The organism is Corynebacterium macginleyi (genome assembly GCF_003688935.1).
Taxonomy (GTDB): domain Bacteria; phylum Actinomycetota; class Actinomycetes; order Mycobacteriales; family Mycobacteriaceae; genus Corynebacterium; species Corynebacterium macginleyi.
Map to the genome: position 1 here is coordinate 1 of NZ_REGE01000032.1, position 10,732 is coordinate 10,732.

General features: G+C 54.1%; 13 protein-coding genes and 3 pseudogenes. 7 read left to right on the forward strand and 9 right to left on the reverse strand.

The window, feature by feature from the left end:
• Positions 1-138: 138 nt before the first annotated feature.
• Positions 139-717 (forward strand): annotated as a pseudogene (locus D9V82_RS12820) (IS3 family transposase); the annotation flags it as partial.
• 168 nt (positions 718-885) lie between these two features.
• Positions 886-1,524, forward strand: coding sequence for a hypothetical protein (locus tag D9V82_RS11500; protein WP_121912480.1), 639 nt, complete (start codon positions 886-888; stop codon positions 1,522-1,524).
• A gap of 577 nt (positions 1,525-2,101) precedes the next feature.
• Here D9V82_RS11500 and D9V82_RS12825 read toward each other — a convergent pair.
• From D9V82_RS12825 to D9V82_RS11535, 8 genes and pseudogenes are all read right to left on the reverse strand, one after another.
• Positions 2,102-2,563, reverse strand: a pseudogene (locus D9V82_RS12825) (transposase); the annotation flags it as partial.
• 24 nt (positions 2,564-2,587) lie between these two features.
• A complete protein-coding gene (locus tag D9V82_RS13185) occupies positions 2,588-2,773 on the reverse strand; it encodes an integrase core domain-containing protein (protein ID WP_121912483.1) in 186 nt (61 codons plus the stop codon).
• A gap of 1 nt (position 2,774) precedes the next feature.
• Positions 2,775-3,140: a DDE-type integrase/transposase/recombinase gene (locus tag D9V82_RS13190; protein ID WP_420826854.1), complete on the reverse strand. Its 366-nt coding sequence runs from the start codon at positions 3,138-3,140 to the stop codon at positions 2,775-2,777.
• Entirely contained in the window at positions 3,137-3,418 is a 282-nt protein-coding gene (locus D9V82_RS13195; protein ID WP_167449820.1) for an IS3 family transposase, read from the reverse strand. Before D9V82_RS13195 ends, D9V82_RS13190 begins: the two co-directional genes overlap by 4 nt.
• Positions 3,366-3,515, reverse strand: a complete 150-nt coding sequence (locus tag D9V82_RS12345) for a hypothetical protein (protein WP_167449816.1) — start codon at positions 3,513-3,515, stop codon at positions 3,366-3,368. The genes D9V82_RS13195 and D9V82_RS12345 overlap by 53 nt, the downstream gene beginning before the upstream one ends.
• Positions 3,512-3,829: a transposase gene (locus D9V82_RS12350; protein WP_121953331.1), complete on the reverse strand. Its 318-nt coding sequence runs from the start codon at positions 3,827-3,829 to the stop codon at positions 3,512-3,514. Before D9V82_RS12350 ends, D9V82_RS12345 begins: the two co-directional genes overlap by 4 nt.
• Positions 3,830-3,909: 80 nt before the next feature.
• Entirely contained in the window at positions 3,910-4,491 is a 582-nt protein-coding gene (locus tag D9V82_RS11530) for an LURP-one-related/scramblase family protein (protein ID WP_121912486.1), read from the reverse strand.
• A 28-nt stretch (positions 4,492-4,519) separates the two neighbouring features.
• Complete coding sequence (locus D9V82_RS11535) at positions 4,520-5,653, reverse strand: HNH endonuclease signature motif containing protein (RefSeq protein WP_234457732.1); 1,134 nt, start codon at positions 5,651-5,653, stop codon at positions 4,520-4,522.
• A gap of 384 nt (positions 5,654-6,037) precedes the next feature.
• On the opposite strand from D9V82_RS11535, the gene D9V82_RS11540 reads away from it, so the two are divergent.
• On the forward strand, positions 6,038-6,343 hold the full coding sequence (locus D9V82_RS11540) for a CHY zinc finger protein (protein ID WP_121912488.1): 306 nt from the start codon (positions 6,038-6,040) through the stop codon (positions 6,341-6,343).
• 14 nt (positions 6,344-6,357) lie between these two features.
• Here the strand turns inward: D9V82_RS11540 and D9V82_RS11545 are convergent, their stop codons facing one another.
• Complete coding sequence (locus D9V82_RS11545) at positions 6,358-7,665, reverse strand: M20/M25/M40 family metallo-hydrolase (RefSeq protein WP_121912489.1); 1,308 nt, start codon at positions 7,663-7,665, stop codon at positions 6,358-6,360.
• A gap of 76 nt (positions 7,666-7,741) precedes the next feature.
• Here D9V82_RS11545 and bioB point away from each other — a divergent pair, with 76 nt between their 5' ends.
• The 4 genes and pseudogenes from bioB to D9V82_RS11565 form a co-directional block, all read left to right on the forward strand.
• Positions 7,742-8,722 carry a biotin synthase BioB gene (gene bioB, locus D9V82_RS11550; protein WP_121912490.1) on the forward strand — a complete coding sequence of 327 codons (981 nt, stop codon included), beginning with the start codon at positions 7,742-7,744 and terminating at the stop codon, positions 8,720-8,722.
• Positions 8,722-8,985, forward strand: a complete 264-nt coding sequence (bsaP, locus tag D9V82_RS11555) for a biotin synthase auxiliary protein BsaP (protein ID WP_121912491.1) — start codon at positions 8,722-8,724, stop codon at positions 8,983-8,985. Before bioB ends, bsaP begins: the two co-directional genes overlap by 1 nt.
• Before the next feature lie 220 nt (positions 8,986-9,205).
• Complete coding sequence (locus D9V82_RS11560; protein WP_239088617.1) at positions 9,206-10,327, forward strand: ATP-binding protein; 1,122 nt, start codon at positions 9,206-9,208, stop codon at positions 10,325-10,327.
• Positions 10,328-10,337: 10 nt separating this feature from the next.
• A pseudogene (locus D9V82_RS11565) lies at positions 10,338-10,604 on the forward strand (NAD-dependent protein deacetylase); the annotation flags it as partial.
• Positions 10,605-10,732: the final 128 nt, after the last annotated feature.

The window sequence follows — 10,732 nt, forward strand, 5'->3', positions numbered from 1 at the left end:
CTAGCAGGTCGCGGCGTTGACGAAGGGCGGACCGCGGGAAGTCTCGCCCCGGTGGGCGCAGGCCCATCCGCTACTGGATACTCGCTCAGGTGCTACCAGATACTCACCACACCGCTACCATGTCAGTTTTCTGAACAAATTGAAGGGATGTCACCGCGTGCTTTTGTGTCGGTGACAACGATCCAAGCCAAGCGTAAATCTGCTCTTGATGACCTGGTCAAACGCATGTGTGATACAGGTACGCTCAACCGAGTATGGATGTCAGATATTACAAACCTGCTCACCGGTGAAGGCTGTTCGTACTTGTGCGTGGACCGCGACGGCCATTCCCGCAGGGTATTGGGCTAGGTGATGGATAGGGTCCAAGATACGTGCCTGGTCGAACGGGCCGGTGCGGATGGCGCACACACTTTCGCGGTGACGTTTCTGACGGGCTGGTGTTTCACGCTGACCGCGGAACACAATTTACCAGCGAGCAGCTTTGGGAGGTATGCCGCAATCTGGGCGTTGCTCAGTCTGTAGGGCGTACTGGGGTGTGTTTCGATAATGCGATGGCCGAGTCGTTCTGGTCGACGCTTAAAACCGAGTTTTACGACCGGAAGCGCTGGCCAACGCGTGACTCTGCGCGTCAGGCTGTGGCTTACTGGATTGAAATCGTCTATAACCGTCGGCGCCGGCATTGAAGCCCTCGGGATGGTCAGTCCCGTCGACTTCGAGAACCACGCCAGCCTAACCACCAGCAGAAAAGAAATAGCTGCCTAACCACCAGGTAGCTCTACTATGTGTCCACGATCTACGGGCAACCCCACTAATCGGGTGTCCACTAAAGGGGGAAACCTCAGTTATGTCCTGCGAAGGTTAAGCGAACGTGTTATCGTTCACCTGATGTCATTCGTATTCGGGAATTCAGAAAGAGGTTTTTCCTTGAAGTTTGGAACTAAGCTTGCTTTTTCTATCGCACTAGCTTCTGTCTTCCTACCAGTGCCAGTCGCTGCGTCAGCTGAGATATCTCAGAACGGGGTTCAGCAGTCAACTTACACAGGGGCAGGGAATGATGTTCTTGGGGAAAGGATTGCGAAGGCACAAGAAGAGCGACAAGCGCTTCTCGTAATCAATGACGCTGATGAGAGCGGATATTCCGCTGAAGTAGTAAACGGTGATGTTCGTAAAGAAGCAGACACAGTATTCGTAGAAAGCCCGAATGGCGAAGAAGAAGCTCTGCCCACTTCAAACACTCTCACTACTGGAGAGAAAGTAAACATTGAATACTCGGTTGAGGGTGACCAGATTACTGCAAAGTATTCAATGAATGTTGATCCAGAGTTGGTCGACGCAACCCTCATTCAGACCCGGTCGGCTGCTGGGTGTGCGGGGGCTGTCCTTCTAGGGGGTGCAGGGACTGTAGCATCTGCAGTCGGAGTCGCATCTGCACCGCTCACGGGTCCTATTGGCCCAGCGATGGCTGCAGTTACCATGGCAACCGCATCTGGTTCTATCATGACTGCTGCTGACCAGTGCGGATAAATATAGGTAACACGAAGAAGTAGGGGACAAAATGAGTCTTGGACGTAGAATGCTGATCATTGCGTTGAGTACCAACATTGCCTTGCTTTGCTTTGTGAGTGCTGTTTTACAGATAGTTCTGTCGAACGATGTACCGCAGTGGCTCATCTTTGGAAATATTGTTGTGTTCGTAGCGTGTGTATACTACGCATACAAAGCAGTGACAGTGTGGCCGGATGAAGAAAAGGCAGCCACAGTTAGTTGATTGCCTAATTTCTTGGAGTCCCCACGTTTGCAGCATTATGGGTTAGGGCGACCAAAGGGGAGTATTTCTTTGGCTCATGAGCCCGATAGTGATGCATTAATCGCAGAATGTTGGCAGGGCTTTTTGTCTGGCAGTGTTACGAATATCTCTCGTATAGTGCGGGTATCTTAAGGAGACTACTCTATGCGGGAGATATTTGATGTTGAGGTCACCCTCGTTGGGTGGGCACCCGATTAGTGCGAGTTGTGATAGGTGATCCGCCTGTGGCTGTGCCAGAAACACCAGCCAGGCGCATGGGCCCGACCCCCGAAAAGTGGACACATCGGGGGCTAGCTATGCTGTTTTGGTCAGCGTAGTTGAAGTCTCGGTTTCAAAGACATCAGGGGCTACAAGGTTGCACCAGGAGTGCCGCCGGCGCGTGTTACAAGCGCATGCACCACCGGAAGACTTCCTGCCGGCAGATAATGGGATTGTCAAAGACTTTCCTATCACGCAAGACTTCCCGCTTTAAGGTGGCGTTAAACGATTCCGCTAGGGCATTATCAGCACTCGTTCCTACCGCTGTCATAGACTGGCGCACACCCAACGACGAGCAGTAATTTCTGAAGGTTTGCGAGGTATACACACTGCCGTGATCGTCAATGTTAAATGGCCCCGTCACCACTGCCACGCACACCATGTGCGTGAGCTAAAGCATCGATCACCAGTGAGACCCGCATGTGGTCTGCGAGCGCATAACCTGCAAGTTTCCGTGAATGAAGTGTCAATGACTGTGGCCACATACATGTTTTTGCCTTTGAAGTGCCCCGGGTTTTGTTCCTAGGCATTTGCCTTGATTTCTATTATTCCCTGTTGCGGGTTCTTCTTCCGCAATTCGGTTTCCACCTCGACCGGGGTTCGGTATCCCAGGCTTTGGTGGAGTCTTACCTCGTTCCACCATGACACCCACTCAAACGTGGCGATTTCTACCTCGACAACGTTATTCCACCTGCGGGTATGGATCAGCTCACCTCTTGTGAGGGGCCGTTAACGTTTTCAGCCAGTGCATTGTCATTTCAGTCGCCGACAGTTCCGGTGGAAGCTGTAATGCCGTGCTGGGTAAGTCGCTGGTTGTAGACAACGCTGACGTACTATAAGCCGTGATCCGAATGATGAATGAGACCTGTTGTTTCCTTCGCACTTCTGGGTCGCTTGGTTGAGTGCTTGCAGCGGCAATGCCTGAAGTGCGCATAGAGTCCGATAGCGCCCACCCAACGATCCGTCGGGAGTAAACGTGGGTGACAAACGCGGTGTAGACGAAGCCTTTTCGTGTCCGTACATAGGTAATGTCGGCCACCCACAGCTTGCTTAAGGCCTTGGGCTTTAAATTCACGCTCGACCACGTCTGGGCGCAGATCCGGCACGTTGAGGTGTGCGCGTTGTGATTGGTGATCCGCCTGTGCCTTTGCCAGAAACTCTAGCCAGGCGCATCAGCCGGGCAGTTTGTTCGCGACCGATGTCGATTCCTTCACGGTGAAGCGCATGCCACATTTTCTGCACACCGTAGACACCGTAATTATCCCGGTGAATGGCACTAATGCGTTCAACCTGCACGCCGTCACGAAGGCGACGAGCGCTTAAGCCCTTGGGCTTTGGACTGGCGATAACCACGCGAGGTGATAAACCCGCCAGCCCGGTTATTCTTCAACGTCTTACAGATGAACTCGACAGAGAAACGATTGCGGTATTTATCGATGAACCGGATCATTTCCGACGTTTTGGGCCTGGTTCCGACGCGAAAAAAGCTGACGCGGCCTTCAGCAACTCATTAGTGTCGCGAAGCTCTTGATTTTCACGACGTAGCCTCGCGTTTTCGGCGGCCAAGTCTTCAGGCACTGGTTCTGGGATGTTTCCCACGCGGCGGGCAGGCTTAAGTCCATTGACGAGCTGTGGGCCATGAAACCCCAACTTTGCAGCTACTGCCTGGCCCGCGGGGCGCATTGACATGTTTTCCGCCACGATGCGGTCTTCCACGAGACGGACCACGCGGTCCTTTGCATCCTGGTCAAATTTTCTTGGCATGTTCCAGATTTTCCCATCAACTAAACGGAACAAACCTGGAACACTTCAAACACCGTTTGCAATGATGCCCATGTGCTCACCTAGCTGCTGTTTTTCTTTTTCTTCGTACGCAGCATGTCCATGCTCATTACGGCGCCGATGATGGCGGCGTGCTGCTGCTCGTTGAGGTCTGGCGCGATCTGCAGGAGATACGTGTTTTTACCCATGAAGTAGTTGCCCATGCCGGTCCACTTATTGGAGACATCGGCAAGCTGGCGATCCTGGGAGGTGATGGTGAGGTTCCAATCCCAGAGATCGCCGTGCACTTCGACGTTGGTAAAGCCCTCCATTGTTAATTCCATCTTGGTTTTAAACATGGAGAAGCGCTTAGTGATAACTGCCATGGGCTGTTCAATTCCCGGTAGGTGTACTTCGTAGGTATCCCGCAAAAAATTCGGCGGATCCGAGATCGTCATGACTGTTTGCTGAGGGTTGCCTTCGGTATCCGTGAGCGCGACCTCCAAGCTACGGGAGGGTTTAAACATCATGTCCTTAAGGCTGGTGGATTGCACAATGGTGCCCACTGGGGTCCCGTTGACATCAGAAATCATGAATCGATCTTTGAGGAGGGACTTGGTTTGGGAAATAACCAGCTCGTCGAGCGTGAATAATTTTTGCATCATGCCAGCCAATGTATTCCAACCGGCGAATTTAATCCTCCTCTTTAGGGGCGGTTTTTGTTTTTTCTTGCGCCTCGTGGGCTTCTTCGTAGGCTCGCGCGCGGTGGGCGGTCATTGTTTGTGCAAAAGTCTGCACCCAATTCTTATTCTTTTCCGCCAGCGGGCCGGAGGGCTCGGTGACGGTCCAGGTGCCATCTTCGAAGAGCCAAATAATGTCTCGGGTGTGTGGATCCATGACGTAGAACGCCCGTCCATCGGTTTTTATGTTGTGGTGGTGCTGGCACAGGCACGCCAGGTTTGCGGGAGTCGTCGGCCCGCCATCCGCGTGGTTGATGCGGTGATCCTTTTGGCACCCCGTGGCAGGACGGTTGCAGCCTGGGTAGCGGCAGGTGCCGTCGAATCCTTCGAGGTAGGCTGCCATATCCGCCGGGGTAACATATCCCTTTACCTCCTTATCCGGGTTCATTTCCCGGATCTTGGAGTAAGGCAGTGCGTTGGAGCGCGCCGGGTCGAGCCACCCAACGGATTCGATGAACGCGGGGGAGTTGGGAACATCGGTTGCCTTGTAGGCATTCAGGATCACCTGGGGTGCTTCGGTATTGCCGGTGAGGAGGGAAATGGCGGCATCAGCAAGTGAGCAATCCAGATTGAGCGCAGTCTCCTTGATGCACTTATCTATGCACGCCATCACCGAGGGATCTGCGCTCAACGTCATCGCCGCGGTATTGTTTCCCCAATTCTCCATGGTGTAGCGCGGCTGCGTTGGTCCCTTTTTGACTACAAGGGTGTCATCTTCAAGGTTGATGAGTTCATTAATCTTCCTTTTAATCTGTGCTTGCGTCCGCATTGCCTGGTTGGCGCGGGTGGGAGTGAGGTAGGCGGTGAGCTGCTCATCTATGCGCGCGACTACCTCCGGAGTTGGGTTGCCTAGGCGGTTGAGGGATTTATTGATGGCAATGAGGCGGTCTAAATCTAAGTGATAGAGCTGGTGCTGTAGTTCTTTTAGCTGGGGGAGCTCTTCCAGGCGGTACAGTGCCATCAGGATATGGCCGATTCGCCCTTGATTAACTCCGGTGGTGCGGTAGAGGGATTGGGTGACTAATTCGAAATCAGAATCGAGATCGGGGATCTGTTCAGTCCAGAACTCGTATTCAGTCTTTCGCATCTCAAAAGCTAAGCGTGTAGTGGGGTCTTTAGTGTTGGTCGTGGAAAAGTAGGGATCTTCCATGGCGCTTAAAACCTAAATTTAGATAGTGAACGTGTGTACGAAAAAAATTATAAATCACCCTCCGGACATTCGCCTGTTTTAAGGTGTTTCTGCAGGTAAAAACGCTTTTTCTTTCTTCAGGTGGTGAGCTTAGAAAGCAAAATTGTGTGCTATTTTTATGGTTGATATGAATCAGGAGCAGGAAACGCAAAAAGAAGTTGGTCGCGCGTGGTAGCGGTGGTCTCGCCGCAGAGTTACCAGGCGGTTTCCGGCACAGTACTGCTCGGTCTTACGGGTGTGCAATGGCAAGAAGCTCTAGGCGCAAAAAGGAGTGGCAGAACTATGAAGATTCACGGCGCGATTGATGCGGAGGGCCGGTGCAAGCACTGGCATTCCCTGCTCGACGTGGTGGCGAATAAGTGCGCGAACTGCGGCGAGTACTTTGCGTGCGCGCTGTGCCATGCGGAGCTGACGGACCATGAGTTTGGGCCCATGCTTGTTGATGCCCCTGCTGCCCTCTGCGGTTCCTGCGGCCTTGAGATGGATTACCGGCTGTATTCTGCTGTCACAGCATGCCCGCAGTGTGCGCATATGTTCAATCCCGGCTGCAGCGCACATGCCGGGATCTATTTTCAGGTCACCGCGTAAAAGTGAGGGGAATGCTACTGGTTTAGCCCCAAGAAGCGGTTGACCAAGCTGTGGTAAGCGCGCACGGTGAGATCGAGATCTTCGAGGTAGAGGTGCTCATCGTGGCTGTGTAGCTGCGAGTTGGCGCTGGCCATATCGCGGTCCTCAGCGTGCATGGCAAAGCCGTAGGCATTGCCGCCCTTGCGGCGGGCGAAGCGGAGGTCGGAGCCACCGGTGGCGTGGACGGGGACGACGTCTTTATCGGGAAAGAACTCTTTAGCGGTTGCCACAATGGTGCGCCAGAGCTCGGTATCGGTGGAGGACTGGGTGGCGTCTTCGGTAATGAGGTGCTCGATTTCTACCTCATCGGCGAGATCGCCTAGCGCCCTGCGGAGGAAATCGTCTACGTCTTCTTGGGTCTGTCCAGGGAAGGGGCGGATATCCATCTCGAGGTAGGCGTGAGAAGGCAACACGTTGATGGCCCCGCCGGCGCGCAGGACGGTCTCAGCGATGGTGGTGTGGCTAAAGGCGTGGGCGTAGGCATCGAGGTTGCCAAACTTGGTGTAGTCACCGGTGCCATCGATAAGCTCTTTTTCGGTCTCAGGATCGAACTTAAAGGTGCGGACGAAGCCCTCCCAGATCTCGTTGGAGGCTGTGGGTGGCTCGGCCTCGGCGATGCGGCGGGCGACCTCGCCAATCTTTACGATGGCAAAGTCCTTGCCATAGGGGGTAGAGCCGTGCCCTGCATCACCAGTAACGTGGAGGCGGCGCTGACCGGCGCCCTTTTCACCCACATTGAAACCTACCGCGCCGGGCAGATGGCTACCGCCAGTCTCGGAGAGGCAATTCTTCCAGGAAAAGGCATCGGGGTGGTTTTCTGCCATCCACCGCACGCCCAGGCCGCCGCGGGCCTCTTCATCGGCCATGCCCACGAAGGCGAGCGTCCCGCCGGGGTTGCCGGTCCGGGCCACTTCGCGGGTAACGGCGGCCATGGTGGCGGTAATAAAGAGCATGTCCACGGCCCCGCGGCCATAGAGCTTGCCGTCTTCAATGAGCGCCTCGAAGGGCGGCTTGGTCCACTTGGGTTCGTCGACGGGAACAACATCGGTGTGGCCCATGAGGGTGAGGGGTTCCTGGGTGGGATCACCGGGAACGGTCACCACGATGGACACCCGTCCCGGGTGGGATTCAAAGCGCTCAATGGAGACGTCTTCACCGGCAAAAAACTTTTCTAGAGTATCGGCATTGCGTACCTCAAATCCCGAGTCCGGGGTGAGGTCGTTTACACAAGCATTGCGGATGAGTTCTTGGAGGAGTTCGAGGGTGTCATCGTAAAGCGTCATAGTCCTTAGGGTAATCCTGCAGAAGGGTTTCGTGATTTTGACCAAAGTTGAACGGCGTTCAAGTAAGGTTCACTGCATGAGCATCGTTGACATCGCCCGTGAGAAAGCTCTGGAGCAAGGCAAAGGCCTTAACCAGGAAGAACTACTACAAGTACTGCAGATTCCGGATTCCCAGCTGGAAGAAATCGCTGATACCGCTCACCAGACCCGCCTGAAGTGGTGCGGTCCGGATGTATCGGTAGAAGGCATTATCTCCATTAAGACCGGTGGTTGCCCAGAAGATTGCCACTTCTGTTCCCAATCCGGCCTCTTCGAGTCCCCAGTGCGCGCAGTGCGTTTGAATATCCCTGAGCTGGTAGAGGCGGCTCAGAAGACCGCCAAGACCGGCGCTACAGAATTCTGTATCGTTGCCGCGGTGAAGTCTCCGGATGACCGGCTGCTGGACCAGGTGGGCGAGGCCATCGTCGCCATCAACGACGCTGTTGACATCGAGATTTCCTGCTCCCTGGGTATTCTGACCCGCGAGCAGGCACAGCGCCTGAAGGACATGGGCGCACAGCGCTACAACCATAACCTGGAGACCTCCCGCTCCTACTTCCCCAACGTGGTTACGACCCACACCTGGGAAGAGCGCAAGGAGACTCTCGACTACGTGCGCGAGGTAGGCATGGAAGTCTGCTGCGGCGGCATCATCGGCATGGGTGAGTCCCTGGAGCAGCGTGCCGAGTTCGCAGCCCAACTGGCAGAGATAAATCCGTGTGAGGTTCCGATGAACTTCCTTGATCCTCGCCCGGGCACTCCCTTTGCTGACCGCCCGCTGGTTCCCCTGGGTGAGGGCCTGCGCGCCGTTGCTGCCTTCCGCTTGGCGATGCCCTCCACCACCCTCCGCTTTGCCGGTGGCCGTGAGCTTTCGCTTGGCGATGACGGCACTGAGCGCGGTTTGCTCGGCGGTATCAACGCCATCATTGCCGGCAATTACTTAACCACCTTGGGGCAGGCAATCGAAAAGGATGTGGATATGTTGGGCCGCATCGATCTCCCGATTAAGGCCCTGTAGTGTCTGAGCCTAACTCTGAGTTGGCAACCGCCGTCCTGGCCGGGGACGAGCCAATTTTTCACCCCAATACCGGCAAGCCGATAGAAGAGGTCTTTACGCTGCACCCCAGTGCGGCCGCCGGCCTCGATGTGCCCCGCTTCTGCCAGATTTGTGGTCGCCGTATGGTGGCCCAGGTGCGCCCCGATGGCTGGCACACCAAATGCTCGCGCCACGGGGAGTTAGATTCTGAGTGGTTATACGTAGAGCAGCTACCCACGAGCTAGCACTACTAATATAGGGAGCCGCTGCCGCACGGCAGGTGGCTCCTTTTTCTATGGGAAAGCAGCCTTGAAATGGGGATAACTAGATCTACTTGCGAAATTTGGTGCGGCCCACTTTAGAGATTTGGTATTCTCTACTTTAGATATTTGGTGCGTCCTACTTGCGAAATTTGGTAAAAATATGTTTGTTCCTCGGCAGCTCAGTGGATCTATAACGCAGTTGATGAAATGGTTTCCAGTTGTTAGCGTGACGGGGCCGCGGCAGTCTGGGAAGTCGACTCTGCTGAGAGAAATGTTTCCGGACTTGGCATACCTCAATCTTGAGGATCCAGGTATCCGAAGGTTGGCACAAGAAGATCCTGTGGGTTTCCTTTCGAGTCACAGTGGACCGTTGATTATAGATGAGGCTCAATACGCACCGGACTTGTTTTCCGTTGTCCAACTTCGCTCGGATGAAGTGGGAAGCCCAGGGCAATATATCTTATCCGGATCGCAAAATTTCTTGCTCATGGAATCCATAGCGCAATCGCTGGCGGGCCGCGTGGGGATCAGTCATTTATTGCCCTTCGGCCTCGTGGAAGCCCGCTCCATATCAGCTGATCTAACCGTTGATGAATTTATGGTTCGTGGTGGATATCCGCGCTTGTATCAGGCGCAAATACCTCCGAAAATTTATTTTGAAAACTACGTGCAGACTTATCTTCAACGAGATGTGAGTGGGTTACTTAATGTTCGAAATAGTGATAGCTTTCGGCGATTCATTAAGGTCTGTGCACTGCAAGCTGGGAACTTGATTAACTATTCCGCAATCGCTAATGAGATTGATGTTTCTTTCCAGACGGTAAAAAACTGGGTGTCAATTCTGGAGTCAAGTTTCATCATATTTTCTTTACCCAGCCACCATTTCAATCCCCGGAAGGTGCTAACCAAGACCGCGAAGTTGTATTTCTACGATACAGGCCTGTTGTGCCACCTTCTTGGTATTTCTTCACCGGAGGAACTTTTTATGCATCCACAGGCAGGTGCAGTGCGTGAAAATATGGTGGTAGCAGAAACCATGAAAACGCATATTCACTCTGGTCGAAAGCCGGATCTACGGTTCTATCGGGATAGTTCTAAAAGAGAAGTCGACCTTTTGGATTTTACGGGCGGCGATCCTAAGGCATATGAGATCAAGGCATCGCAGACTTATCATTCCAAATACACGCGTCATCTTACGGCTGTAGGTGAAGAGTTGGGGATCAAACCCGCAAACCGCACAGTGCTTTACTACGGCCAGCATTCTTTCCGAGCACGTGATGCTCAAATAGTCCCCGTTGAGCAGTATTTGCAAGAACTTCATTAGAGTGGTGGGTATGGATCTCGCTGTAGCCCAGGCTCATCAGTCCGCGCTGCGATCGATTGCCCGCGTCGTGGAGGAGACGGCGCCGCATACTGAGGCGGGGAAGGCGTTGGGGGACATCGCCAAGCAGTTGCGCGATGGGCCGGTCATGGTGCTGACAGGGGCAGGGGTATCGACCGAATCGGGGGTGCCGGATTATCGCGGGCCGCGGGGCTCGCTGAGTAGGCACCGGCCGATGACGTATCAGGAGTTTCGCTACGATCCAGGCGCTAGCCATAGGTTGTTATGTCCATGAGGTTTTTGGACTTGGAGTCTAGCTACTTTTTGGACTTGGAGTCTAGGGACTTTGTGGACGTGGAGTCTCCCCGCTTTTTGGACGGGGAGTCCACTGAGTTTTTGTACTGGTGC

Excerpts from the sequence above, each read along its gene's own strand:
- D9V82_RS11500 (WP_121912480.1), top strand. The coding sequence starts at position 886 with ATGTCATTCGTATTCGGGAATTCAGAAAGAGGTTTTTCCTTGAAGTTT.
- D9V82_RS12345 (WP_167449816.1), bottom strand. The coding sequence starts at position 3,515 with ATGATCCGGTTCATCGATAAATACCGCAATCGTTTCTCTGTCGAGTTC.
- D9V82_RS12350 (WP_121953331.1), bottom strand. The coding sequence starts at position 3,829 with ATGCCAAGAAAATTTGACCAGGATGCAAAGGACCGCGTGGTCCGTCTC.
- D9V82_RS11530 (WP_121912486.1), bottom strand. The coding sequence starts at position 4,491 with ATGATGCAAAAATTATTCACGCTCGACGAGCTGGTTATTTCCCAAACC.
- D9V82_RS11535 (WP_234457732.1), bottom strand. The coding sequence starts at position 5,653 with ATGCGAAAGACTGAATACGAGTTCTGGACTGAACAGATCCCCGATCTC.
- D9V82_RS11540 (WP_121912488.1), top strand. The coding sequence starts at position 6,038 with ATGAAGATTCACGGCGCGATTGATGCGGAGGGCCGGTGCAAGCACTGG.
- D9V82_RS11545 (WP_121912489.1), bottom strand. The coding sequence starts at position 7,665 with ATGACGCTTTACGATGACACCCTCGAACTCCTCCAAGAACTCATCCGC.
- bioB (WP_121912490.1), top strand. The coding sequence starts at position 7,742 with ATGAGCATCGTTGACATCGCCCGTGAGAAAGCTCTGGAGCAAGGCAAA.
- D9V82_RS11560 (WP_239088617.1), top strand. The coding sequence starts at position 9,206 with ATGAAATGGTTTCCAGTTGTTAGCGTGACGGGGCCGCGGCAGTCTGGG.